This is a genomic window from Sediminicola luteus (assembly GCF_040566555.1).
Lineage (GTDB): Bacteria > Bacteroidota > Bacteroidia > Flavobacteriales > Flavobacteriaceae > Sediminicola.
In genome coordinates this window covers 64,775-89,064 of record NZ_JBEWYP010000003.1, presented here as the reverse complement: position 1 = coordinate 89,064, position 24,290 = coordinate 64,775, and the positions used below count along the sequence as shown (strand labels likewise).

The following is a 24,290-nucleotide window of genomic DNA, read 5'->3' as shown; positions in this document are numbered from 1 at the left end:
AAAACCATTATGTCAAAAAATATATTTCTTTTTCTGCTGATCGGCAGTCTGTTGGCCAGTTGTGCGAATACAAAACAGGTTGTTGGCGAATCCCATGCTAGCAACTTCTCTCCGGAACAAATAGAGATGATCATGTCCGGCGAATCAAACGAACCTATGCGGGTCTTTAAAATTAACAACACACAAGATTCCATTCTCCTAAGAACCAAAAGCGAAGCCCTTACGGTTGACCCAAATGATCCAGTTCTAAAACGGTTTGTAGAACGACTTTATAGTACGGTAAGGGATAGCATGTCCTTGGGTGCAGGAATAGCAGCTCCACAAGTAGGGATTCTTAAAAATATTATATGGGTACAACGATTTGACAAGGAAAATCTTCCTTTTGAGGTATACTTAAACCCAAAAATAACCTCATACTCTACCATGAAACAGGATTGTATGGAAGGCTGCCTTTCCATTCCAAATAGGCGGGATACTACAAAAACGAGAGCCTATGCCATAATGTTCGAATACGATAAGATGGACAATACCCATGCCACTGAAATGGTTGAGGCTTTTACTGCGGTAATAGTACAGCATGAAGTTGACCATTTGAACGGTATTTTATATCTGGATCATTTAGAAAAAGAGACAAAGGATGCCACTCATCAATAGCAGTGTTGATAGGGAGGTAAGGAGATAGATCTATTTAACAATGGTCGTCAGTGAAATAAATGATAACAGTGTAATTTAAAAAATGCTTAAAAAGATATTAAAAATAGGCTTTATAGTTCTATCCATTCTCACCTTGCTTATTGTGGTTCTATTTGCCATTTATAACGAGCCATACCCTGAAACCTTAAAAGATTCCGGACCTGAGGCCGATGAAATGGCCATGAAAATGCAAAGTGCACTACATTACGAGGATTTTAAAAACTCACAATTCGTAGAATGGTCGTTTCAAAATGGTAATAACACCTATTTTTGGGACAAACAGCGACAAGTTGTAACTGTAAAATGGGATGACGTAGTGGTAGATCTGGATTTAAAACGACCAAAACAAAGTTTGGTCACCAAAAATAACCTTGAGGCAAAAGGGACTATAAAGGATAAACTTATTGCTAAGGCCACAAAAAATTTCAACAATGATTCTTTTTGGCTCGTTGCGCCCTTTAAATTATTTGACTCCGGGACCGAAAGGAAGTTGGTTCAGCTAGAAGATGGATCAAAAGGTCTACTGGTCACATATACCTCTGGTGGGAATACTCCTGGCGATTCCTATCTTTGGAAGGTAAACGAAACCGGGTTCCCTGAAAGTTATCAGATGTGGGTTTCCATCATTCCTATTGGAGGACTTGAGGCTTCGTGGGAAGGATGGCAAAAAATGGAGAGCGGTACATATTTGCCAACCACACATAAAATAGGTCCCATAACCCTTTCCATGGGCGATGTAAAGGCATATAATTAATATAGTATGGCAAAGAAAGGAACAGAAAAAAACACCAAGAACAAGGCACAACATACCAAGCTAATGAATCGAAAGAAAAATAAGCTTAGGGAAGAAAAGGAACAGCGGGCGGCCAGGTTAAAGGAAATTGTGCAAAAATCCAAGGAAGCAAAAAAATCATTGGATCAATAATTAAGTTTGAAGAATCGCTGTTCCAACAATTTTAAAGCTTCCCAATTTCTGAGTTGCAAATACCACAATATTCCTCCTCTTTGTAAATGATAAGGGGAACCCTGATTTTCTATTTACTTTTACACATCACACGTAAACTAAGTCTATGTTCAAGACAAATACATATTTTGAGGACAAGGTAATGTCCATGGCTTTTAAGAATGAAGAAGGAAGAGCCACCGTTGGCGTTATGGCAGGAGGGACCTATACTTTTGACACAACAACTGTTGAATATATGACCGTTGTATCTGGTAGTATGGAAGTCCAATTACCGGGTGAAACTGAATGGAAAACCTATAAGCCATACGAGACTTTTATAGTGAATGCCAATGTATCTTTCAATGTAAAAGTTGCTTCTGATACCTGTTACAAATGCATCTACAAATAAGAGCTTAATTTTTTACGGAACGAATCTGGCTTTTTAATTCTTCCATCGATTCTTGGAGCTGTCTCAATAGTCCCGTCTCTGTGGTAGCATCCAAACCAAAAGTGATTTTGCTGTTTACCTGCCATAATTCCTGGATTTGCTGCATATCCACTTCATAAGGAGGATAAGTCTCGTTTAAGGAAATTAATGACATTTTATAACCGTTGGGCGACTTCTCCAGTTTTTTTACCAAAACAGCATCGTGTAGGACAACCACATACATCTTATTGGCGCTAACATCCTGGATGCTTTCTACGGCCTTTGCCAAAACCCACTCCCCCGGACGTAGATTAGGCAACATACTATCCCCTTCTACCTGAAAACCTCTATACGTTGCATTCCTAAATTCTGGCAAGGGTATATCAAAAGCCGGTAATTGTCTGTACCAGCTGGTATCCTGAATATTTTGTGGGTAACCTGCGGCCGCCTTGGCATTCACCAAAACCATGTTTTCATTTTCGTTGGCATCCACTGTCACCACTTTTGGAATGACACTTACATTGGAAGTTGCCAGATATTGATTGGTGCCTTCCCCAAATAGCCACAAAGGATTTATTTTAAACTGCCTTAACAATTCAGCTACTACTTTACCGGACAACTTGGTCCTTCCTCGTTCTATATCTGCGGTAGTATTTGAAATTCCTAAAAGTTTTGCGAATTCTGATTGGGTATAGCCCAAATCCCTTCGAACGTCCGTGAATCTCTTTACCTCAATTGCTAAGTCATTTTCCATTCTCAAATATACACATTTTGGATTATATCCAAAATATTTATGGAATATTTCCATAATTAGGAATAATTCCATATTTTTGGAATGATTACAAAATTGTTCTAGTGCTAATAACAAAGTGATATTCATCGAATCTAAATCCAATTCAAATGGAGAATGCTAAAATTTTAATTTACGACGGGAGTTTTAATGGTTTTCTCACCACTGTTTTTAAAGCCTTTGACCAAAAGTGGAACGTTTTGGACATTCAAAAGGACAACGGGAAGCAAAGGGAACTTTTTTCGGACACTGAAACCATAAGCACAGAAATAGACTTGGCTAAAAGGGTGTGGCACGGCCTTGAAAAAAAGAGCCATGAGACCACCAAAACTGTTTATTTTGCTTATCAAAGTGAGGCAAAAGGCATTGAATTTCTATTATTCAGATATATCAAACAATTATTTTTTTCAACAAGCGGAACTCCCTTGTCCTTAGCGGATGAAGATCTATCCAAGATAAGACACTTGGCCAAATTGGTCGGATCTGAAAAAAGACATATGGAAGCATTTGTGGACATGTATCAATCAAAGGATTCAGTTTACTTTGCTGTCATAGCTCCAGATTATGATGTGCTCCCTTTAATCTCAAAGCACTTTAGGTCTAAATACAGAGACCAGCATTGGCTTGTTTATGACAGCAAGAGAGGTTATGGAATCTATTTTGAAGGATATAAGGTTGAACTAATTACACTTGACCTTGGCGACTATTATAAAAATCCTGACTTCTTCTCCAATATTTCAAAAAATGAAGGTCAAGGGGTGAAGGATATAAGTAATGGGTATTTAAAAAATATTGAGATACAATCTCATATCCTGCCTAAACCATCTGCTGCTTTTTACAGTAAAGAATACCGCCCCTTTTTCAACGAAAGGGCGGCTGTTTAGTGAAAAAATAGTGGCTTAAGCGCTTTTGTGTCTATAATATAATGTGAGGTGGGATACTTCCTTTTACTTGGTTTTCTCCCCAATAAAATGATCGCTCTTGTTATTGAATAATACATTAAAAGTGGTTAAACTGCCATAGATCCTTGTAATATACTGTTGTAAGTCCACTTTTTCCTGATCATCTAAATTGGCGCTGGCATTTATTTTTTGCTCCATTACCCTGATCCTGTCCCTTACCATAACAATTTTATGAAAGAAAGTGTCCAACGGGATTTCTTTTTCCGATAGATTGCCGTCCCCTGGTTTTAAAACCAAACTTCCGCCTTTCCACTTATCCGCAATTGGGGTAACCTGACTGGCATCGCTCCACCTCCTCAAAATGGAAATTAAGGATTGTTCTACTTCAGAAAAACTGATGGTATCAACCTCCTCTTCCACCAACTCAATCACATCAAATTCTGCATCCAATTCAATAGTTTCCAGTCCGTTATCAATAAATGTGACCCAATAGTGTTTGGAAGTAACATTGGTTACTACTCCTTTTCCAAATTCCCTATGTTCTATCCTTGATCCAATACCTAAAAGTTGCATACTGCTTGTTTTTAAATCTATTCTGCTAATTTAATTCTAAGGTTTTAATTAACAAAAATCAAAATAGGCCCTACTTCATTATTAGATGCCAAAATCGTAACTTTGCAACTTTGCTATAGAAAATGATAAATTACGAGGAAAATATTGAGGTTAAGGGCGCTAGGGTCCATAACCTTAAAAACATTGATGTTACCATTCCTAGAGAAAAACTTGTTGTGATCACGGGACTTTCTGGTAGTGGTAAATCATCCCTCGCCTTTGATACCATTTATGCCGAAGGACAACGGAGATATATAGAAACCTTCTCAGCCTATGCCCGTCAATTTTTGGGAGGCTTGGAACGGCCGGACGTGGACAAAATAGATGGACTCTCCCCAGTAATTGCCATAGAACAGAAAACCACTTCAAAATCCCCAAGGTCAACCGTAGGGACCATTACAGAGGTTTACGATTTTTTACGCCTTTTATTTGCCAGGGCAGGTTATGCCTACAGTTATAACACTGGCGAAAAAATGGTTAGCTATAGCGATGAACAGATCAAAGGGCTCATCAAGGAAGATTTTAATGAAAAAAAGATAAATGTTCTTGCCCCCATCATAAAATCCCGGAAAGGGCACTACAGGGAGCTTTTTGAGCAGATCGCAAAACAAGGCTTTGTAAAAGTCAGGGTCGACGGGGAAATCAAAGATATCGTAAAGGGAATGAAAGTCGATCGCTATAAGACCCATGATATCGAGATTGTCATAGACCGTTTAAAAGTTACTGATTCCGCAGATTTGGATAAGCGTCTTTCTGAAACCATCAATACAGCAATGTATAGTGGTGAAAATGTACTGATGATCCTAGAGGAAGGTCAGGAAGTTCCCCGCTACTTCAGTAGGGATCTGATGTGTCCCACAACAGGTATCTCGTATCCGTCCCCAGAACCCAATACGTTTTCATTCAACTCCCCAAAAGGTATGTGTCCCAATTGCAATGGTTTGGGCAATGTACATGAGGTAAACGACAAAAAAATTATTCCCAATCCAAAGTTGTCCATCAAAGCTGGAGGAATCGCACCATTAGGGGAATACAAAAAATCTTGGGCCTTTAAGCAAATTGAAACCATTGCCCAACGCTATGAGTTTGAGCTTACAGACCCTATAAATACGATCCCAGAGGAAGCCCTGGATATTATCCTGCACGGAGGTGCCGAAAGTTTTGAGGTAGACTCCAAAACTTTAGGTGTTAAAAGACAATATAAAATAGATTATGAAGGTATTTCCAACTTTCTAAAGAACCAATTTGAAGAGGCAGAATCTACCTCCATAAAAAGATGGGCCAAGGAGTATATGGACAAAATAAATTGTCCTACCTGCAATGGCTCCCGCCTAAGGATTGAATCGCTCTATTTTAAAATTGAAGAAAAGAACATTGCGGAGCTTTCCAATTTGGACATAGTGGAGCTTGCTGCCTTTTTTAATGGACTGGAAAAAAACTTGGTTGGAAACCAAAGGATCATCGCTGAAGAAATTATAAAGGAGATCAAAACAAGACTCCAATTTCTTTTGGATGTTGGGCTAGATTACCTTTCCCTCAACAGAAGTTCTAAATCCCTTTCCGGCGGGGAAGCCCAACGGATCAGGTTGGCCACCCAAATCGGGTCCCAACTTGTAGGGGTTCTTTATATTTTGGATGAGCCCAGTATAGGACTTCATCAAAGGGATAATGAGCGATTGATAAAATCCTTGGAAGCCCTCCGGGATTTAGGAAACTCCGTAATCGTAGTGGAGCACGACAGGGATATGATTGAAAGGGCAGACCACGTCATTGATATTGGTCCAAAAGCCGGTAGACATGGGGGAGAAATTATCTCCCAAGGGAAACCGGAGGATTTAAAAAACGAACACACCTTAACAGCGGATTATATTACCGGTGTCAAAAAAATAGCAGTTCCCGAAACTCGTAGGGAAGGCAACGGAAAGAGCATCGTGCTTTCAGGATGTACGGGAAACAATCTTAAAAATGTAACAGTAGAATTTCCCTTGGGGAAAATGATCGGGGTTACCGGAGTGTCGGGAAGTGGTAAATCCACTTTGATCAATGAGACCCTCTACCCTATCTTAAATGCCTATTATTTTAATGGTGTTAAAAAACCCATGCCCTACAAAAAAATTAAGGGCTTGGAGCACATAGATAAGGTTATAGATATCAACCAATCCCCAATTGGAAGAACACCTAGGTCAAATCCTGCAACGTATACAGGGGTTTTTAGTGAGATTAGATCCCTCTTCGCCAAAACCCAAGAAGCAGCCATAAGAGGCTACAAGTTGGGACGTTTTAGTTTCAATGTTAAAGGAGGACGATGTGAAACGTGTCAAGGTGGTGGTTTACGGGTAATTGAAATGAATTTTTTGCCCGATGTTTATGTAGAATGTGAGACCTGTAATGGCAAACGCTTCAACAGGGAAACCCTGGAAATAAGGTACAAAGGTAAATCCATAGCAGATGTTTTGGAAATGACTATTAACGAAGCAGTAGACTTTTTTGAAAACATCCCCAAGATCTACAGAAAGGTCAAGACCATTCAAGATGTAGGCCTGGGTTATATTTCATTGGGACAGCAATCTACCACGCTATCGGGTGGGGAAGCCCAACGTATAAAATTGGCCACGGAACTATCCAAAAGGGATACCGGCAATACCTTCTATATTTTGGATGAGCCAACAACGGGCTTGCACTTCGAGGATATTAGGGTTTTAATGAACGTACTGAACAAATTGGTAGATAAAGGAAATACCGTTTTGGTCATTGAACATAACATGGACGTCATTAAAATGGTAGACCATGTTATTGATATTGGTTATGAAGGAGGTCGTGGTGGTGGTAAGCTTGTCGCCAAAGGTACACCTGAAGAAATAGCAAAAGATAAAAAGAGTTACACCTCTAAATTTCTAAGAAAAGAATTAGGTTTGTAGGAAGGCTCTTAGTAATCCATAAAACAAAGGGCATCAATTGGCCATTTTAAAAAGTATTAAACAAGCATACATGAGAAAAGAACAACACCACAAAGGTTGGAATGAGATAAAGACGAATGATTCTTGGGCTATTTTCAAGATTATGGGTGAATTTGTCAGTGGTTTTGAAAAAATGAGCGCCATTGGACCTTGTGTTTCCATTTTTGGCTCCGCTAGAACAAAAGAAGGTGATCCTTATTATGAGTTGGCAACAAGCATTGCCAAAAGCATTTCTGAAGCTGGTTATGGCATTATTACAGGAGGTGGACCAGGTATCATGGAAGCAGGTAACCGAGGAGCACATTTGGCCGGAGGTACCTCTGTAGGTCTTAATATAGACTTGCCTTTTGAACAACATGACAACCCTTATATTGATGCTGATAAAAGCCTCGACTTTGATTATTTCTTTGTCCGAAAGGTGATGTTCGTAAAATATTCACAAGGTTTTGTGGTAATGCCTGGAGGTTTTGGGACCTTAGATGAACTTTTTGAGGCTATTACCCTCATACAGACCAATAAGATTGAGAAATTCCCAATTATATTGGTAGGTACAGATTTTTGGGAAGGCCTTTTTGATTGGATTAAAACCACCATGCTCAATAAAGGAAATATTAGTGCCCATGACATGGATCTGATACAATTAGTGGATACAGAGGAACAAGTAGTGGAAATAATTGATTCCTTCTATAGAGGACGTACTTTAAGCCCCAATTTCTAAGACGATATGTCCCCCAAACCTTATAATTTAAGTGCTATTCTTCTGTGCGTTTTTGCCATTATTCTTGGTATGGGCAGCGGTAAAGGACAACATTTGAACACACTGACCGCCACTTTGGATGGGGCAAAGAAAGATATTTACATACAACAACAGTTCGTTTACGTCAACGATTCCAATGACTCTTTACCGGAACTGTTCTTTAATGATTGGCCTCAAGCATACGCCGATAAAAATACGGCCCTGGCCAAAAGATTTGCGGAAGAGTTTAAAAAAGGACTTCACTTGGCCAAATCCCATGAAAGGGGATCCACCAAAATTTTAAGTGTGGTTGATGATCACTACAGTGGTCTCACTTGGGAGAGAACCCGTCAGAAAGACATTATTAAATTTTCACTGAACGAACCTCTTGCCCCAAAGGATTCAATAAAAATATTCATTACCTACCGGGTGAAACTACCTCCAAATAAGTATACCCCTTTTGGTTATGACAATAAAAACAAATACTATTTAAAGGATTGGTATTTAACGCCAGCGGTCTATTCCGATGGCAAATGGTCTTTGTATTCCAATAAGAATTTGGAAGATCTATTTACAGGAATAACAAACACCAACATTACCTTCAATTATTCCAAGAGTTTATTTTTGGCCAGTAATTTTACAGAAGTCAGCACCACCAATACTCCTTTTTTAAAACAATCACATTTAGAGGGCATAAATAGTAAAAGTGCTGAGATTATCATTACTCCTACCAAAACATTCACCAAGCACATCACCCCAACACTTACAATACTTACGGATTTGGAGGCCCCAAAATACGATCCAATATCCAAAGGCCTCTCTATCAATAAGGTTGCCCAATTTATTACGGGCAATTTAGGAGAATACCCACATCGGCAGCTTTTGGTCAGTAATATAGACAATCAAAAAAATCCTCTTTACGGGCTCAATCAGTTACCTTCCTTCGTTACACCATATGAAGACCAATTCCAGTTTGAAATGGAATTTCTAAAAACGGCCCTAAACAGCTTTTTAAGGGAAACCCTCTTCTTTGATACTAGAAAGGATAGGTGGGTCAATGATGCTTTGGTCAATTATCTTATGATCAATTATGTGGACACCTATTATGAAGACCAAAAATTACTGGGCAAATTATCAAATCTCTGGGGCCTGAGAAGTTTTCATCTTGCTAAAATGGACTTTAATGAGCAATATTCTTTCCTACATATGCTCACCGCGAGAAAAAACTTGGATCAATCGTTAAGAACCGCAAACGATTCCCTCATAAAATTCAATCAAAAAATTGCGAACAGATATAAGGCAGGCCTTGGTCTGGCATATTTATCGGAGTATATCGGGCAAGACAAAGTAGCCAAAAGTATTTCAGAATTCTATGAAAACTACAAGCTGAAGCCGGTTAGACCAGAGGATTTTGTAGGTATTTTAGAAGGTTCCACAGAAAAGGACATAAGGTGGTTCAATAAAGAGTATGTCTCCTCGAGTAAAAGAATAGATTACAACATCAGTAATGTCTTTAAGACCGATGATTCCTTGGCGATCACCTTAAAAAACAAAGGAGGGACCAATGTACCCATTTCACTTTTCGGGATAAGAAAGGATTCTGTTGTTTCCAAATATTGGTTCTCAGATATTGCAGAGAGCAAAACATTTACAATTCCAAGACAAGGTGAAGATCGCCTAGTGTTGAACTATGACCAAAAAATTCCAGAGTTCAACCAAAGGGATAACTGGAAATCATTGAACGGTTTTTTTTCCAGCAATAAAAAGTTGAAATTTCAATTTTTTAAGGATACCGAAGATCCTTACTACAATCAGATCTTTTATGTGCCTGTTATGGGGTTTAATATTTATGACGGACTAACCCCTGGGATGCGTATACACAACAAGACCCTATTGGAGCGGCCGTTTATTTTTGATTTTGCGCCTTCCTACGCCTTAAAAGAAAAGGCCATGGTGGGCTATGGGAAATTTAACTTTAAAAAATACTACCAAGATAAAAATATGTTTGTGGCCAATTATGCCATAGGCGGATCTTCCTTCCATTTTGCAGAAAATTCAAGATACACCACTGTCACCCCTTCGGTCAGTTTTGGTTGGAGACCGGACAATCTGATATCCAATAAAAGGGAATACTTGACTTTTAGATATGTCAATGTATTTAGGATAATTGATGAAAACCAAAATATAAACACAGATCCAGATTACAATGTCCTGAACGCTCGTTACATCAATTCCAATAATGGGGTCATAGATTATGTATCCTGGTTTGTGGACGCACAACACTCCAGCGATTTTTCAAAAGTTGCCTTCAATCTGGAATACAGAAAGCTTTTCGAAAACAACCGCCAATTGAACCTAAGGTTTTTCGCAGGTAAATTTTTAAGGAACAGGACCAATTCTGATTTTTTCAGTTTTGCTTTGGACAGACCAACAGATTATCTTTTTGATTATAACTACTTGGGACGTTCAGAAGATAGTGGTATCTATAGTCAACAGATCATTATTGCTGAAGGCGGATTTAAATCGAAATTGGAAAACCCCTTTTCCAATGATTGGATAGCTACGACCAATGCAAGTGTTAATCTTTGGCGTTGGATAGAGCTTTATGGAGACGTTGGCTTTATCAAGAGCAAAGGTTTTAAGGAACGCTTCGTTTATGATTCTGGGGTGCGTTTAAACTTGGTGACGGACTATTTTGAACTTTATTTCCCATTATATTCCAACAATGGTTGGGAGGTATCACAGCCCAATTATGACGAAAAAATCAGGTTTATTGTAACCTTGAGTCCAAAGACACTTCTCGGGCTTTTCAATAGAAAATGGTTTTAAAATATTAACACATTCTCATTTTATTGTCATTTTTCTGAATTATTGATAATTTACCAATTTACAATTACGGAATATTTAATAACTTATTAATAAATAAGATGTAACGTACATTGCAAAAATCACTCTATTTTGATATTTTTGTGCAAAATCATCACCCAATAATGAAAGTAGACTCAAAAACTAGCAATGATATTTCTTTTGAAGATTTTAGGAACCAAATCTTACACGATTATCAAATAGCAGTACTAAGTAGGGAATGCAGTATTCTTGGACGAAGGGAAGTTTTGACCGGAAAAGCCAAATTTGGAATCTTTGGGGATGGGAAGGAGCTACCCCAGTTGGCCATGGCCCGGTCTTTTGAGGATGGTGATTTTAGAAGTGGATATTATAGGGACCAAACGTTTATGATGGCTTTGGATCTATTAACGCCCAAGGCATTTTTCCATGGACTTTATGCCACTACCGATGTGGAGAAGGAACCCATGAGCGCAGGTAGACAGATGGGAGGTCATTTTACGACCCATAGTTTAAATGCCGATGGCACATGGAAAGACCTAACCGCCCAAAAAAACAGTAGTGCAGACATATCCCCTACTGCCGCTCAAATGCCCAGACTTTTGGGATTGGCGCAAGCTTCAAAAATTTACAGGAACGTTAAAGGGATAGATACCACAAATTTTTCCAAAAAAGGGAATGAAGTAGCTTGGGGCACTATAGGAAATGCCAGTACCAGTGAAGGTCATTTTTTTGAGACCATCAACGCTGCCGGTGTATTACAGGTACCCATGGTGATAAGTGTCTGGGACGATAAGTATGGGATTTCAGTCCCTGCCAAACACCAGACCACAAAAGAAAACATTTCTGAAATTCTGCAAGGCTTCCAAAGAGACGAACATAATAAAGGATACGAAATAATAAAAGTCAATGGATGGGACTATACTGCTCTTATTCATGCTTATGAGAATGCGGCGGACATCGCCAGAGAAGAACACGTACCAGTACTTATCCACGTAAAAGAACTCACCCAACCTCAGGGGCACTCTACCTCTGGATCACATGAAAGATATAAAAGTGAGGAGAGATTGGCTTGGGAAGTTGAAAATGACTGCAACAAGCGCTTCAGGGAATGGATCCTTGAAAATAATATCACTACAGAGGATGAATTATTAGCCATTGAAAAAGCGGCTAAAAAGGAAGTAAGGACAGCCAAAAAAGAAGCATGGAGCGAATTTTTGGCCCCTCACAAAAAAGCCAAGAAAACATTGGTCTCCTTATTGGAAAATGCTGCACAAAGCAGCCCCAACAAGACCTTTATCTCAAAAATTATAAATGACCTGATAGCCATTGAGGAACCATCCAAAAAAGATTTGACCTCTAAGGCAAGAAAAACACTTAGATACCTCATTGGGGAAAATTCAGCCCCTAAAAATGAATTGCTACAATGGACTGAAAATTTCATCCGTGACATGCAGCCGCGCTATAGTTCACACCTATACAGTGAACAGTCGAATAATGCGACTAGTGTTAAAGAAATTAAGCCCACCTATGACCCACAACCTGAAAATGTTGACGGGCGCGTTATACTTAGGGACAATTTTGATAAGTTGTTCGAAGCCCATCCTGAAGCACTGATATTTGGCGAGGACAGTGGTGCAATTGGAGATGTAAACCAAGGTTTGGAAGGTCTACAAAAAAAATATGGTGAACTTCGTGTCGCCGATACAGGTATTCGCGAGGCAACTATTATTGGTCAGGGAATTGGACTTGCCCTCAGGGGATTGAGGCCCATAGCTGAAATACAATATTTGGATTACATCTTATACGGACTACAATTGCTTAGCGATGATCTTGCCACACTTCATTACAGAACCGTCGGCAAACAGAAAGCACCGCTGATCGTAAGAACTCGAGGACACCGATTGGAGGGTATTTGGCATTCTGGTTCGCAAATGGGAGCTTTGATCCATCTACTAAGAGGCATGTACATTCTAACACCTAGAAACATGACCAAGGCAGCTGGATTTTACAATACCTTAATGAAAAGTGACGAACCTGGGCTTATCATCGAAAGTTTAAATGGATATCGTTTAAAAGAAGCTATTCCCAATAACCTTGGAGAGCTTTGCACACCTATAGGCGTTGTGGAGACCGTTAAAGAAGGATCAGACATGACTATTGTTTCTTATGGTTCTACACTTAGGATTGTTTTAAATGTGGCTCAAGAACTAAAAGAAGTGGGGATAGATGTGGAAGTAATAGATGCACAAAGTCTTTTACCATTTGATATACAACACGACGTTCTTAAAAGTGTTCAAAAAACAAACCGTTTATTGGTGATAGATGAGGATGTTCCCGGAGGATGTTCAGCCTATTTAGTTCAGGAAATAGTGGAAAAACAAGGAGCTTACCAATTTTTGGATAGCGCTCCCCAAACCATAACAGCCAAGGCCCATAGACCTGCGTATGCCACTGATGGGGATTATTTTTCGAAACCAAATGCAGAAGATATGTTTGAAAAAATTTACAGCATCATGCACGAAGTGAATCCGGCCGATTTTCCAAAATTGAGATAACCGTTTTACTTATATAATCATAAAAAAAACCTGCCGTTTATGGCAGGTTTTTTTTATGCGTTACTCAAGATTAAAACTGAGAAGCAAGCGCCTAATTTAACCTAAATTCTTTGATGATTAATGTAACATTCACAAGTAAAAACGGCAGTCGTAATTGAGGAAATAAAGAAAATGTTCTTATAATTGCACTTACACAATCAGTCATTTTTTCTGAGAGGTGAAATATTTAAAAATAATTCTATACTTTTATACGACTCAAATCTTAATTTATAATGAAAAGTTCCCTTACTACCGATGTTGGATTGTTGCTTTTACGTATTGTACCATCCACTTTGATGATTACCCATGGATACCCGAAATTTCAAAAATTGATAAGTGGTGATTTTGAGTTCGCTGATCCGATCGGTCTTGGCGCAGCTCCCTCCCTTTTTTTAACGGTTATTGCTGAGTTTATTTGTCCTGTTCTTATGATTATAGGATTTAAAACGAGGTGGGCCGCATTACCTCCAGCCTTTGTCATGTTCGTGGCAACTTTTATCGTTCATATTTCAGATGCGTTGGGCAGAAAAGAATTGGCCATTATGTACCTTGGATTCTTTGTGATCATCATGCTATTAGGACCTGGGAAGTATAGTGCCGACGGGAAATGATCAAATAATTTTCACCAAAAGTTCTTTTAATAGGTCGGCTTGAGATAAGCTGGCCCCACCTACACCTTTGCCTTTAAGATCCATTTCACGTAAATAGGATATTATTTGGCTTACCTTTTTCATTGGATAATTTCTTGCCGCTGTTTGATACTCTTTTACAAAATATGGGTTGATGCCTAAAGTACTTGCCACATTTTTTGAAGAATGATCGGACATGCCGTGATATTGGAGCAATTGTGAGAAAAAATTATGCAGTAAAGTAACGGTGACCACAAAGGGGTTATCCTTAGGGTTCTGTGCAAAATAATGGATAATTCGGGTGGCTTTTAGGATATCCCGCTCCCCTATTGCCTTTTTGAGTTCAAAATTGTTAAAATCCTTACTGATACCTATATGTTCTTCAATGGCAGCTGGTGAAATTTCAACATCTTTGGGGATTACCAATTGGAGTTTCTCCAATTCATTGTTAATCTTACTTAGATCGGTGCCCAAGTATTCTACCAATAATAAGGCTGCCTTTGGAGATATGGAATATCCTTTGCCCTGAAGCACCATTCTTATCCAATCAGAAACCTGATTGTCATACAGCTTTTTACTTTCAAATAAAACGCCGTTTTTTTGTATGCTCTTGTATATTTTTTTACGCTTATCCAGCTTTCCATATTTATAACAAAATACCAAGACCGTGGAAGGCTGAGGGTTATCTGCATAACTCAACAGATTTTCTATGGTGCGCGATAGATGTTGGGCTTCCTTCACGATGATCACCTGTTTTTCAGCCATCATTGGATATCGTTTTGCATTGCTGACAATTTCGTCTATGGTCACCTCTTTTCCATACATTACCATCTGGTTGAATCCGCGCTCCTCTTCGGAAAGTACATTTTTTTCGATATACTCGGCAATCTTATCTATATAATAGGACTCCTCCCCCATTAAAAAATAAATGGGCTTTATATTTCCACTTTTAATATCCGAGACTATCTGTTTTACTTCCTTCATCCAAAAAAAATCATCAAATTTGCCCTATGCAACCACTGAACTTTCCGGCATATGACTTTCGCTTCAAAAATAGCGAAAATAAAGTCCAGATATTTGATGTTATACGCAAAAAGTTTGTGGTATTACAGCCCGAGGAATGGGTTCGGCAGCATGTGGTACATCACCTTCTCTCTGATAAAAATTACCCAAAAAGTCTCATCAACGTTGAAAAGCAGGTGAAATTGAATTCCATGATCAAAAGATATGATGTAGTGGTATACAATTCTGATGCCTCCATTGAAATATTAGTCGAATGCAAAGCTCCTGAAATAAAGATCACACAGACTGTTTTTGATCAGATTGCTCGTTATAATATGCAATTGAAGGCCAATTACTTAATGGTTACCAATGGGCAGGACCACTTTTATTGCAAAATGGACCTACAGGAAGAAAAATATACTTTTTTAAAGCATATTCCTGATTTTAGCCGTTAATTTGTGAGCTTTGGAAAGTACCAGTATTTGGTTGGCAAGAAATACATTTGCCATATAACTTAAATAAATGAGGTGCCGCAATAAGATCGGCATGGACATGAATGTCAAGAATCGCAATTGTCATACTTAACTGGAACGGAGAAGCTCTTTTGGAACAATTCCTCCCTTCTGTCACTAAATTCTCTATAGGTGCGGACATATATGTAGCCGACAATGCCTCTACAGACAACTCCATAGCTTTTATCAAAGAACAGTATCCGGATATAAGGATAATCCAAAACGATATAAATGGGGGTTTTGCCAAAGGCTACAATGATGCCTTAAAATTTGTAGATGCGGAAATTCTCTGTTTGCTGAACTCTGATGTCGAAGTTTCCCAGAACTGGCTCCAACCTATTTTAAAGACCTTTGAAGAATTGCCTGATGCCGCAATCATACAACCTAAAATCCTGGATTATAAAAATAAGGACTATTTTGAGTATGCAGGTGCTGCAGGTGGGTTTATAGATCAATTGGGATATCCTTTTTGTAGGGGGCGAATCTTTCAAGCCTTGGAAAAAGATGAACATCAATATGATGATATCAAGGAGATTTTCTGGGCTACGGGAGCATGTATGTTTATTAAAAACAAGGTGTTTCAAGAATTAGGTGGATTTGATGAGGACTATTTTGCCCATCAAGAGGAAGTTGATCTATGTTGGAGGGCAAAAAATAAGGGTTATAAGGTATATTACGTAGGCACTTCACATGTTTACCATCTTGGGGGATCTACTTTGAGCAATATGAATCCAAAGAAAACCTATTTAAATTTTAGGAACTCTTTGTTCTCCATCACTAAAAATCTACCACGAAAAAAAGCCTTCCCAATTATCTTTTTTCGATTATTATTGGACGGGGTGGCCGGGTTGCGCTTTATCTTTCAATTGAAATTTAAGCATTGCTGGGCCATATTAAGGGCCCACCTGAGTTTTTACAGGCAATTTGGCAAAATGTACAAAAAGCGAGAAAAAAGCAACTTTCTTAAGAAATACTACGCTGCAAGATCCATTGTCTGGTCACATTTCGTATATCAAGTACGAAAATTTAACACTTTAGTAAAAAATTAACTAAATGGCCTATCCAAGCGCTAGGTTTTTATATAATTTTGGCCTAAATAAATAGAACAAAAAAAAATTAAACAGAACTAAAAAACAAAGTGAAAATTATGAAAAAAATACTAGTAGGATGTTTAGGGGTAGCTTTATTGTTATCTTCATGTGTTTCTCAAAAGAAATACTCCGATTTAGAAGCAAAGCAGAAAGAAACTCAAGACTTATTAAACTCTGCTACCGTTAAATTAAACGGATGTTTAGAGGAAAAAGCTTCTGCAACTTCAAGAATGAAGACTTTGGAAGACCAAAATGCATTCCTTAAAGCAAACAACCAGGATTTGATCAACAACATGGGTAACCTAACTACTTTAACAAGCAAAGGTGCCGATAACTTAGAGAAATCTTTGGAAAGCCTTAAAGAAAAAGACCTTACCATTAGAAAATTGAACGACGCTATTACAAGAAGAGATTCTGTAAACTTGGCTTTGGTACAAAGTTTAAAAGGTGTTCTTGGCAACTTGGATGACGAGGATATCGAAATCAGTGTTGAAAAAGGTGTTGTTTTCGTTTCTATTTCTGACAAATTATTGTTCAGCAGTGGTAGCTACAACGTAACTAGCAGAGCTAAAGAAGTTTTGGGTAAAGTTGCTAAAGTAGTAAACAACAAGCCAGATTTCGAATTCATGGTTGAAGGTCACACTGATACAGTGCCTTACAGCGGTGGAGTTCTTTTGGACAACTGGGATCTAAGTGTTAAGAGAGCAACAGCTGTTGTTCGTATCTTGCAAAAAGATTTTGGTGTTAACCCAGCTCGTATGACTGCAGCAGGTAGAGGAGAATATGTTCCTGTATCTTCTACTGATAAAGCTAAAAACAGAAGAACAAGAATTGTAGTTCTTCCTAAAATTGACCAATTCTACAGCATGATCGAAGAAGGAATGAAAGATCCTAAGATCAACAAATAAGAATTGTTCTTATAAAAGTAAAAAGCCGCAACTAAAAGTTGCGGCTTTTTTTATGTCCTAGAACCAATCATCCAGTAAAAATGTCTTTGCAATTGAAGTTTAGAGAATGTCCAAGCTTCCCTTTCCTTCCCTGATCACTTGGGGTTCCCCATCAGACAAGTCTATAATAGTGGATGCAACGTTATCCCCATAACCACCATCGATCACAATATCGACCAGATTATCCCATTTTTCCAAAATCAATTCTGGATCTGTGGTATATTCCAAAAGCTCATCCTCATCTCGGATAGAAGTAGATACAATGGGATTCCCTAGTGCCTCGACCAAGGCCTTGGCTATGGAATTATCCGGTACCCTAATACCAACTGTTTTCTTCTTTTTAAATTCCTTGGGAAGATTGTTATTTCCTGGAAGAATGAACGTATAGGGTCCAGGAAGGGCCCTTTTTAAAATTTTAAATGTTGCAGTATCAATTTGACGCACATAATCGGAAAGGTTGCTAAGATCGGCACATATAAAGGAAAAATTGGCTTTGTCCAGCTTAATACCTTTAATTCTTGCTATCTTTTCTAGCGCTCTCGTGTTGGTTATGTCACAACCCAAACCATAAACCGTGTCTGTTGGGTAAATGACCAAGCCTCCTTTTCTAAGAACGTCAACTACTTTCTTGATCTCTTTGGGGTTGGGATTTTCCGGATATATTTTTACAAATTCTGCCATTTTCTACCTATTTTTTTAAGACAGGACCTCCAATTTAGCGAAACGGAGCAGAAGTTTCTTAATATCCCCTTTATCAAACTTTATTTCTGCCTTCTTATCGTTGCCTATTCCTTCTATTTTTAAAACAGTCCCTCTTCCAAAACGGGTATGGTTCACCAAGGATCCTTCCCCTAAATTGGGATCAACCTCATTGGTATTTCCAACAGGTGTGGCCAATTCTGGCTTTAGTTTACGCAACTTTCTAAGTTGGTTCTCGTTCGGCTTATGGCTGGTGGGAGGAGGACCTGCCTGTGGTTTGATCTGTCTTAGCTTGCTCTTGTCAACATCTCCGAAAATATCGGAGTTGATAAACGATTTGTAACGGTAATTGTCTACTGGAGTCAGGTTCTCCACATATTGTTCATCTATCTCCTCCAAAAACCTACTAGGTTCCGCATCCACAAGTTTTCCCCAACGATACCTACTCTGTGTATAGGTCAGGTAGGCTTGCTTCTCTGCCCTTGTCAGTGCAACATAGAACAAACGTCTCTCTTCCTCCAGTTCGCTTCTGGTGTTCATACTCATGGCCGATGGAAAAAGGTCTTCTTCCATCCCAACGATATACACATAAGGAAATTCGAGTCCTTTGGCCATATGCACAGTCATCAGTGCTACCCTATCCTCATCTGCGGTATCTTTATCCAAATCTGTTGCCAGGGCAACGTCTTCCATAAATTCGCCCAAGTTTCCAGTGGCATCGGCTACTTCCTTTTGGCCTTCCACGAAATCCTTCATTCCGTTGAGCAATTCCTCAATATTTTCCATTTTGGCGATTCCCTCAGGGGTACCGTCCTTCTTAAACTCAAGCAGCAGTCCAGTCTTTTTGGCTACGTGTTCTGCAATGGCAAAAGCATCGTAGGACTCATTGGTGATCTGAAAACTCTTGATCATGGTGACAAAATCCTCCAATTTTCGTCTTGTTCCCGAATTGATCTTAAGATCAATTTTATCGAGGTTTTCCATGACCTCAAAAATAGAACGACCATAATGGTTGGCTGCTACCAATAATTTATCCATTGTGCTTTGGCCTATTCCCCTAGCCGGGAAATTAATGACTCGTTTTAATGCTTCTTCGTCTTTAGGATTTAAGACCAATCTTAAATAAGAAAGTACGTCCTTGATCTCCTTGCGTTGATAAAAAGAAAGTCCACCATAAATCCTGTAAGGTATATCGCGTTTCCGCAACCCGTCCTCTATAGAACGAGATTGGGAATTGGTCCTGTACAACACTGCAAAACTTCCATTGAGCAGTTGTTCTTGCATCCGGTGTTCAAAAATGGACTCGGCCACAAATCTTCCTTCCTCTGCATCGGTGGTACTGCGGTGCAGTTTAATCAATGCACCATCATCATTGGCCGTCCAAACCACCTTTTCCAACTGTTTGGTATTCTTTGCTATGATTGAGTTGGCGGCATTTACGATGTTCTTTGTAGAACGGTAATTCTGCTCTAATCGATACATGGCAACATTCTCGTAATCCTTTTGAAAGTTGAGAATGTTATTGATATTGGCTCCACGGAATGAATAAATACTCTGGGCATCATCACCAACCACACAGATGTTCTGAAAACGGTCCGAAAGTGCCTTAACGATTAAATATTGTGAATGGTTGGTATCCTGATACTCATCCACCAAGATATATTTAAACCTGTTCTGATACTTCATTAAAACTTCAGGAAACCTGGTAAGCAGTTCATTGGTCTTCAATAACAGGTCATCAAAATCCATTGCCCCCGCCTTAAAGCAACGATCTACATAATTCTTGTAGATTTCCCCGGTCCTCGGACGTTTTGCCATGGCATCGGCCTCTACCAAATCTGGATTGTTGAAATAGGCCTTTACTGTGATTAGACTATTCTTATAGGAAGAAATCCTATTTTGTACTTGTTTATATTTATAGATATCCTTGTCCAGCCCCATTTCCTTTATAATGGAGGCAATGAGCCGTTGAGAATCTTGTGTATCGTAAATGGTAAAGTTACTTGGGTAGCCCAATTTGTCAGCTTCAAAACGCAAGAGTTTGGCAAAAACGGAGTGGAAGGTTCCCATCCATAGATTTTTGGCCTCGGAACTCCCTACAATTTCGGAAATACGCTTCTTCATTTCCCGTGCCGCTTTATTGGTAAAGGTCAATGCCAAAATATTGAAGGAATCAACCCCTTGATCCATCAAATAAGCGATACGGTAAGTCAATACCCTTGTTTTTCCCGAACCAGCTCCAGCAATTACCATTAATGCACCATCCTTGTGCAGAACTGGCGCTTTTTGGGCCTCATTCAGAACTTTTAAATATTTTTCCAATGTATTTTGGTTTAATTCCTAAGGAACTGTGAAATTAACCATAAATAACTTTATCCTAAAATCATACTTTAATTATTATGAACATTAACAGGGTGTCTTCTGATTTTTAAATATATTTAGGCTCTTAACAATCTCCCATGAAAAGAATATTGATTTCAACTTTTTATTTAGTGCTTTTCGCTTCATTCTATAACACATTCGCCCAAACTAAAAATGCTGGACCCATCATTGAGGAATTCGGCAAGGTATTCCGAGTTGAAAATCCGGACGTAAAAGTTGACATCGAAAAAGAATTCAAAGTAGTTTTTGATGTGACCGGTACTTCTGAGGATATGGGCGAACTCAACCTGTCTTTAGAGACAGCCGCCAGATTTTTGAATATGCACGCCCAAGCCGGAGTGCCCAAAGAGCAGTTAAAGGTAGCTTTGGTTGTTCATAGTAAGGCAGGAAAAGACCTTTTGAATAATGTTGCCTATCAAGCGAGATATAAGGTTGATAATCCAAATTTAAATTTGGTCAAGGCACTTTTGGATGCCGATGTACAAGTAATTTTATGTGGTCAATCGGCAGCTTCAAGAGGTTTCGGAAGAACAGAACTGATTCCTGGGGTCCAAATCTCACTTTCTGCCATGACGGCCTTGATACAGCTCAACGGGGAAGGCTATACTATTTTAAAATTATAATTAAACACCATATGAAAAACAAAGCATTTTTAGGACTTATCCTATTTGGGGCGATGGCCTCCGCACAAGGGCCTAACTTGGACGCTCAATATAAGTCCGTTGAAAACAAGGTAATTGAATGGAGAAGGGATTTCCACCAACATCCAGAATTATCTAACCGTGAATACAAAACAGCCGAAAAAATAGCTGCCCACCTTAAATCCTTGGGAATAGAAGTACAAACAGGTGTTGCCAAAACTGGGGTTGTTGGTATCCTCAAAGGTAATTTACCCGGAAAAGTTGTGGCACTGCGAGCGGACATCGATGCTCTACCCGTGGTTGAAAGAAACGACCTCCCTTACAAATCTACGGTTACGGCCGAGTTCCTGGGAGAAAAGGTTGGGGTAATGCATGCCTGTGGACACGACACGCATACTGCCATTTTAATGGGGGTTGCCGAAGTACTTTCCAAAAACAAGGATCAAATTAAAGGCACCGTAAAGTTCATTTTCCAACCTGCCGAAGAGGGTGCACCTCCAGGAGAGGAAGGCGGCGCTTCTTTGATGATCAAGGAGGGCGTAATGGAAAACCCCAAAGTAGATGCAATATTTGGATTGCATATCAACTCTGCTACTCCTGTTGGAACCATCCGCTATAAATCTGGTGGTACTATGGCAGCTGCCCAGCGCTTTGTAATCAATGTAAAAGGAAAACAGAGTCACGGATCACAACCCTGGTCTGGCGTAGATCCTATAGTTATCAGTGCCAAAATTATAGATGGGTTACAAACCATCATTAGTAGGGAAGCTGAACTCACCAACGAAGCCGCGGTGATTACAGTTGGTAAAATCAATAGTGGCGTTCGTTTTAATATCATACCAGAAAGTGCGGAAATGATCGGTACCATCCGTACCTTGGATTATGAAATGCAAGCACTGATCAATAGACGTATGAAAGAAATGGTTCCTGCATTGGCAAAGGCTTATGGAGGGGACGCTACCATAGAAATAACCAACAGTACAGAGATTACCTTTAACGACCCTGACTTGGTAGCACAGATGTTGCCTACCATGGAAAAAGTCGCTGGGGCGGAAAATGTGCTTCCCCAAAAGGCGGTTACCGGAGCCGAGGATTTCTCCTATTTCCAAAAAGTAGTCCCTGGATTTTACTTCTTTTTAGGTGGGATGACCCCTGGAAATAAGGATGCCTTCCCTCATCATACCCCCGACTTTAAAATAGATGATAGTGGCCTTCTTTTGGGGGTAAAAACCCTTACTCAAATGAGTTTGGACTACTTAAATACAGCTGCAAAATAAAATGCCTAAATATTAGAATTAGGCGCTACTTTTGTGGCGCCTAATTTTTAAATTGAATATCCAAATGAATAAGTTTTACATCTCCGTTTTATTTCTTCTTATAACCATATTTACCCTTCAAGGTCAAAATAAAAAGGAGCTCCAAGCAGAAATAGAAAGTTTAAAAGCAACCTTGGCCACCACCCAATCTTCCCTATCTGAATCAAGAAAAAATGAAAATGTAAGTTTGGCACGGGCTGAGTCTTTTGAGACTCAATTGGAAGAACTCCAAATAACCAATGCCCAGTTATTGAAAAATATGAGCACCTTTATGGAGGCGTCTACCCAAAAAACGGATAATATAGGTCGTGCTTTGGAAACTCTTAGGGAAAAGGAGGCGAAATTGAAGACCATTAACGAAACTACAAAAGCCAACGATTCTACAGCATTAATGCTTTTGACCGATTTTAAAAAATCCTTAGGGGAAGAAGCAGCAATAACGGTGGAAAATGGAGCTGTATCCATCAAGTTGGATAAAGCACTGCTATTTGGTTCCAATGCCTCTAATGCCAAGCTCGCCATAGATGCAACACCTATGCTTAAAAAATTGGCTACAGTACTTAAGGCCCATAGAGCCATGATTATTTCGGTAGAAGGTACTTCCATTTCAGGTACTGGTTTGGATGTGGCAACACGACAAGCAGGAGCCCTGGTCGATGTTTTCACCACTACACATCAAATTGTACCAGAAAGAATACGTGCAGTCGGTAAAATTGGCTCCGCAGATGCTCTTTATTTAAAGGTTCACCCAAATTTCGATGCCTTTTATTTAATGGTCCGAAGTGATATGAAACAAAAATAAAAGCTTGTCCAATTAAAGTAATGCTTTAGGCATCGCTGTTGTTTTTAATCCAAAACAATACTAGACTGTTACATCACTAGATCTTATAATTGACATATCACTTTTTCTAAATTACAAGGAGTAATAGTTCTAAAAATGAGCTAGAAAATTGTTTTTCAAAAAGATAAATTGATATACTATTTTATATAATACGCCGTTCTTTAACTGAAACTAAAATTACCCCGATTAACCTAACCAAATAAACCAACTATGACAGGAGACCAAATTTATCAGATGTTTGCCTATTTATTACCCGCAATCGTAACAGGAGCCGTGGCTTTTTATTTTTTTAGATTGCACACCAAGAATGAAGAAGGGCGCAGAAGATATTTGTTGCACAAGGATTCCCAGAAAAATACCTTACCCATACGCCTACAGGCCTATGAGCGTATGGCCTTGTTCTTGGAACGTATTTCCATACCAAGCCTTGTAGTTAGGGTTAAGCCATTATCCTCTAACAAGATGGATTATGAAAATCTTTTGATCAAGAATATTGAAAACGAGTTTGAGCACAACCTGTCCCAACAAATATATCTTTCCGATGAGTGTTGGAGCGTGATAAAAGCATCAAAAAATGCTACCATAAAAGCTATCAGAAGTGCAGCGATGAGTCAATCTGACACCTCAGATAAACTAAGGGAGGATATTCTAAATGAGACTATGGACAAGCAATCGCCATCTGCAACTGCATTGGCCTATGTGAAAAAGGAAATAAGCGAACTCTGGTAA

At 39.1% G+C, this 24,290-nt stretch carries 22 protein-coding genes; 17 read left to right on the top strand and 5 right to left on the bottom strand.

Going from position 1 to position 24,290, the window contains the following annotated elements:
- Window positions 1-9 precede the first annotated feature (9 nt).
- The 4 genes from ABXZ32_RS06640 (at window position 10) to ppnP (ending at window position 2,045) form a co-directional block, all read left to right on the top strand.
- Window positions 10-654, top strand: a complete 645-nt coding sequence (locus ABXZ32_RS06640) for a peptide deformylase (RefSeq protein ID WP_354617888.1) — start codon at window positions 10-12, stop codon at window positions 652-654.
- A gap of 82 nt (window positions 655-736) precedes the next feature.
- Window positions 737-1,447, top strand: coding sequence for a hypothetical protein (locus ABXZ32_RS06635; protein WP_354617887.1), 711 nt, complete (start codon window positions 737-739; stop codon window positions 1,445-1,447).
- A gap of 6 nt (window positions 1,448-1,453) precedes the next feature.
- The gene (locus ABXZ32_RS06630) at window positions 1,454-1,618 is read left to right on the top strand and encodes a hypothetical protein (protein WP_354617886.1); all 165 of its coding nucleotides are present in this window, start codon (window positions 1,454-1,456) and stop codon (window positions 1,616-1,618) included.
- A 145-nt stretch (window positions 1,619-1,763) separates the two neighbouring features.
- Window positions 1,764-2,045, top strand: coding sequence for a pyrimidine/purine nucleoside phosphorylase (gene ppnP / locus ABXZ32_RS06625; RefSeq protein WP_354617885.1), 282 nt, complete (start codon window positions 1,764-1,766; stop codon window positions 2,043-2,045).
- Window positions 2,046-2,049: 4 nt separating this feature from the next.
- On the opposite strand, the gene ABXZ32_RS06620 is transcribed toward ppnP, so the two are convergent.
- Window positions 2,050-2,817, bottom strand: coding sequence for an XRE family transcriptional regulator (locus ABXZ32_RS06620; RefSeq protein ID WP_354617884.1), 768 nt, complete (start codon window positions 2,815-2,817; stop codon window positions 2,050-2,052).
- A 146-nt stretch (window positions 2,818-2,963) separates the two neighbouring features.
- On the opposite strand from ABXZ32_RS06620, the gene ABXZ32_RS06615 reads away from it, so the two are divergent.
- A complete protein-coding gene (locus ABXZ32_RS06615; RefSeq protein WP_354617883.1) occupies window positions 2,964-3,737 on the top strand; it encodes a TIGR03915 family putative DNA repair protein in 774 nt (257 codons plus the stop codon).
- A 63-nt stretch (window positions 3,738-3,800) separates the two neighbouring features.
- On the opposite strand, the gene ABXZ32_RS06610 is transcribed toward ABXZ32_RS06615, so the two are convergent.
- A complete protein-coding gene (locus ABXZ32_RS06610; protein ID WP_354617882.1) occupies window positions 3,801-4,328 on the bottom strand; it encodes a hypothetical protein in 528 nt (175 codons plus the stop codon).
- Between the two features lie 122 nt (window positions 4,329-4,450).
- On the opposite strand from ABXZ32_RS06610, the gene uvrA reads away from it, so the two are divergent.
- The 5 genes from uvrA (at window position 4,451) to ABXZ32_RS06585 (ending at window position 14,112) form a co-directional block, all read left to right on the top strand.
- Entirely contained in the window at window positions 4,451-7,285 is a 2,835-nt protein-coding gene (gene uvrA / locus ABXZ32_RS06605; RefSeq protein ID WP_354617881.1) for an excinuclease ABC subunit UvrA, read from the top strand.
- Between the two features lie 70 nt (window positions 7,286-7,355).
- Window positions 7,356-8,042 (top strand): LOG family protein, encoded by a 687-nt coding sequence (locus ABXZ32_RS06600; protein ID WP_354617880.1) that lies wholly within the window; start codon window positions 7,356-7,358, stop codon window positions 8,040-8,042.
- 6 nt (window positions 8,043-8,048) lie between these two features.
- Window positions 8,049-10,889, top strand: coding sequence for a gluzincin family metallopeptidase (locus ABXZ32_RS06595; RefSeq protein WP_354617879.1), 2,841 nt, complete (start codon window positions 8,049-8,051; stop codon window positions 10,887-10,889).
- Between the two features lie 161 nt (window positions 10,890-11,050).
- Window positions 11,051-13,462 carry an alpha-ketoacid dehydrogenase subunit alpha/beta gene (locus ABXZ32_RS06590; protein WP_354617878.1) on the top strand — a complete coding sequence of 804 codons (2,412 nt, stop codon included), beginning with the start codon at window positions 11,051-11,053 and terminating at the stop codon, window positions 13,460-13,462.
- 272 nt (window positions 13,463-13,734) lie between these two features.
- Window positions 13,735-14,112 (top strand): DoxX family protein, encoded by a 378-nt coding sequence (locus ABXZ32_RS06585; protein ID WP_354617877.1) that lies wholly within the window; start codon window positions 13,735-13,737, stop codon window positions 14,110-14,112.
- Here the strand turns inward: ABXZ32_RS06585 and holA are convergent, their stop codons facing one another.
- Complete coding sequence (holA, locus tag ABXZ32_RS06580) at window positions 14,113-15,114, bottom strand: DNA polymerase III subunit delta (RefSeq protein WP_354617876.1); 1,002 nt, start codon at window positions 15,112-15,114, stop codon at window positions 14,113-14,115.
- Between the two features lie 26 nt (window positions 15,115-15,140).
- Here holA and ABXZ32_RS06575 point away from each other — a divergent pair, with 26 nt between their 5' ends.
- The 3 genes from ABXZ32_RS06575 to ABXZ32_RS06565 all read left to right on the top strand — a co-directional run bounded on the left by ABXZ32_RS06575 (window position 15,141) and on the right by ABXZ32_RS06565 (window position 17,643).
- Complete coding sequence (locus tag ABXZ32_RS06575) at window positions 15,141-15,587, top strand: type I restriction enzyme HsdR N-terminal domain-containing protein (RefSeq protein ID WP_354617875.1); 447 nt, start codon at window positions 15,141-15,143, stop codon at window positions 15,585-15,587.
- Window positions 15,588-15,688: 101 nt separating this feature from the next.
- On the top strand, window positions 15,689-16,693 hold the full coding sequence (locus ABXZ32_RS06570; RefSeq protein ID WP_354617874.1) for a glycosyltransferase family 2 protein: 1,005 nt from the start codon (window positions 15,689-15,691) through the stop codon (window positions 16,691-16,693).
- Window positions 16,694-16,791: 98 nt separating this feature from the next.
- A complete protein-coding gene (locus ABXZ32_RS06565) occupies window positions 16,792-17,643 on the top strand; it encodes an OmpA family protein (RefSeq protein ID WP_354617873.1) in 852 nt (283 codons plus the stop codon).
- A 99-nt stretch (window positions 17,644-17,742) separates the two neighbouring features.
- On the opposite strand, the gene ABXZ32_RS06560 is transcribed toward ABXZ32_RS06565, so the two are convergent.
- Entirely contained in the window at window positions 17,743-18,363 is a 621-nt protein-coding gene (locus ABXZ32_RS06560; protein ID WP_354617872.1) for an L-threonylcarbamoyladenylate synthase, read from the bottom strand.
- A gap of 15 nt (window positions 18,364-18,378) precedes the next feature.
- A complete protein-coding gene (locus ABXZ32_RS06555) occupies window positions 18,379-20,703 on the bottom strand; it encodes an ATP-dependent helicase (protein WP_354617871.1) in 2,325 nt (774 codons plus the stop codon).
- Between the two features lie 137 nt (window positions 20,704-20,840).
- Between ABXZ32_RS06555 and ABXZ32_RS06550 the strand changes: the two genes are divergently transcribed.
- The 4 genes from ABXZ32_RS06550 to ABXZ32_RS06535 all read left to right on the top strand — a co-directional run bounded on the left by ABXZ32_RS06550 (window position 20,841) and on the right by ABXZ32_RS06535 (window position 24,290).
- Window positions 20,841-21,386, top strand: a complete 546-nt coding sequence (locus ABXZ32_RS06550) for a DsrE family protein (RefSeq protein ID WP_354617870.1) — start codon at window positions 20,841-20,843, stop codon at window positions 21,384-21,386.
- An 11-nt stretch (window positions 21,387-21,397) separates the two neighbouring features.
- The gene (locus ABXZ32_RS06545; RefSeq protein WP_408016824.1) at window positions 21,398-22,681 is read left to right on the top strand and encodes an amidohydrolase; all 1,284 of its coding nucleotides are present in this window, start codon (window positions 21,398-21,400) and stop codon (window positions 22,679-22,681) included.
- A 64-nt stretch (window positions 22,682-22,745) separates the two neighbouring features.
- A complete protein-coding gene (locus ABXZ32_RS06540) occupies window positions 22,746-23,522 on the top strand; it encodes a hypothetical protein (protein ID WP_354617869.1) in 777 nt (258 codons plus the stop codon).
- Between the two features lie 249 nt (window positions 23,523-23,771).
- Entirely contained in the window at window positions 23,772-24,290 is a 519-nt protein-coding gene (locus ABXZ32_RS06535; RefSeq protein ID WP_354617868.1) for a DUF7935 family protein, read from the top strand.

What these genes read in the sequence shown, in the direction of transcription:
- ABXZ32_RS06570 (WP_354617874.1), top strand. Translation starts at nt 15,689, where the DNA reads ATGTCAAGAATCGCAATTGTCATACTTAACTGGAACGGAGAAGCTCTT.
- holA (WP_354617876.1), bottom strand. Translation starts at nt 15,114, where the DNA reads ATGAAGGAAGTAAAACAGATAGTCTCGGATATTAAAAGTGGAAATATA.
- ABXZ32_RS06535 (WP_354617868.1), top strand. Translation starts at nt 23,772, where the DNA reads ATGACAGGAGACCAAATTTATCAGATGTTTGCCTATTTATTACCCGCA.
- uvrA (WP_354617881.1), top strand. Translation starts at nt 4,451, where the DNA reads ATGATAAATTACGAGGAAAATATTGAGGTTAAGGGCGCTAGGGTCCAT.
- ABXZ32_RS06560 (WP_354617872.1), bottom strand. Translation starts at nt 18,363, where the DNA reads ATGGCAGAATTTGTAAAAATATATCCGGAAAATCCCAACCCCAAAGAG.
- ppnP (WP_354617885.1), top strand. Translation starts at nt 1,764, where the DNA reads ATGTTCAAGACAAATACATATTTTGAGGACAAGGTAATGTCCATGGCT.
- ABXZ32_RS06590 (WP_354617878.1), top strand. Translation starts at nt 11,051, where the DNA reads ATGAAAGTAGACTCAAAAACTAGCAATGATATTTCTTTTGAAGATTTT.
- ABXZ32_RS06575 (WP_354617875.1), top strand. Translation starts at nt 15,141, where the DNA reads ATGCAACCACTGAACTTTCCGGCATATGACTTTCGCTTCAAAAATAGC.
- ABXZ32_RS06595 (WP_354617879.1), top strand. Translation starts at nt 8,049, where the DNA reads ATGTCCCCCAAACCTTATAATTTAAGTGCTATTCTTCTGTGCGTTTTT.
- ABXZ32_RS06550 (WP_354617870.1), top strand. Translation starts at nt 20,841, where the DNA reads ATGAAAAGAATATTGATTTCAACTTTTTATTTAGTGCTTTTCGCTTCA.
- ABXZ32_RS06545 (WP_408016824.1), top strand. Translation starts at nt 21,398, where the DNA reads ATGAAAAACAAAGCATTTTTAGGACTTATCCTATTTGGGGCGATGGCC.
- ABXZ32_RS06565 (WP_354617873.1), top strand. Translation starts at nt 16,792, where the DNA reads ATGAAAAAAATACTAGTAGGATGTTTAGGGGTAGCTTTATTGTTATCT.
- ABXZ32_RS06630 (WP_354617886.1), top strand. Translation starts at nt 1,454, where the DNA reads ATGGCAAAGAAAGGAACAGAAAAAAACACCAAGAACAAGGCACAACAT.
- ABXZ32_RS06640 (WP_354617888.1), top strand. Translation starts at nt 10, where the DNA reads ATGTCAAAAAATATATTTCTTTTTCTGCTGATCGGCAGTCTGTTGGCC.
- ABXZ32_RS06540 (WP_354617869.1), top strand. Translation starts at nt 22,746, where the DNA reads ATGAATAAGTTTTACATCTCCGTTTTATTTCTTCTTATAACCATATTT.
- ABXZ32_RS06600 (WP_354617880.1), top strand. Translation starts at nt 7,356, where the DNA reads ATGAGAAAAGAACAACACCACAAAGGTTGGAATGAGATAAAGACGAAT.
- ABXZ32_RS06620 (WP_354617884.1), bottom strand. Translation starts at nt 2,817, where the DNA reads ATGGAAAATGACTTAGCAATTGAGGTAAAGAGATTCACGGACGTTCGA.
- ABXZ32_RS06610 (WP_354617882.1), bottom strand. Translation starts at nt 4,328, where the DNA reads ATGCAACTTTTAGGTATTGGATCAAGGATAGAACATAGGGAATTTGGA.
- ABXZ32_RS06635 (WP_354617887.1), top strand. Translation starts at nt 737, where the DNA reads ATGCTTAAAAAGATATTAAAAATAGGCTTTATAGTTCTATCCATTCTC.
- ABXZ32_RS06615 (WP_354617883.1), top strand. Translation starts at nt 2,964, where the DNA reads ATGGAGAATGCTAAAATTTTAATTTACGACGGGAGTTTTAATGGTTTT.
- ABXZ32_RS06585 (WP_354617877.1), top strand. Translation starts at nt 13,735, where the DNA reads ATGAAAAGTTCCCTTACTACCGATGTTGGATTGTTGCTTTTACGTATT.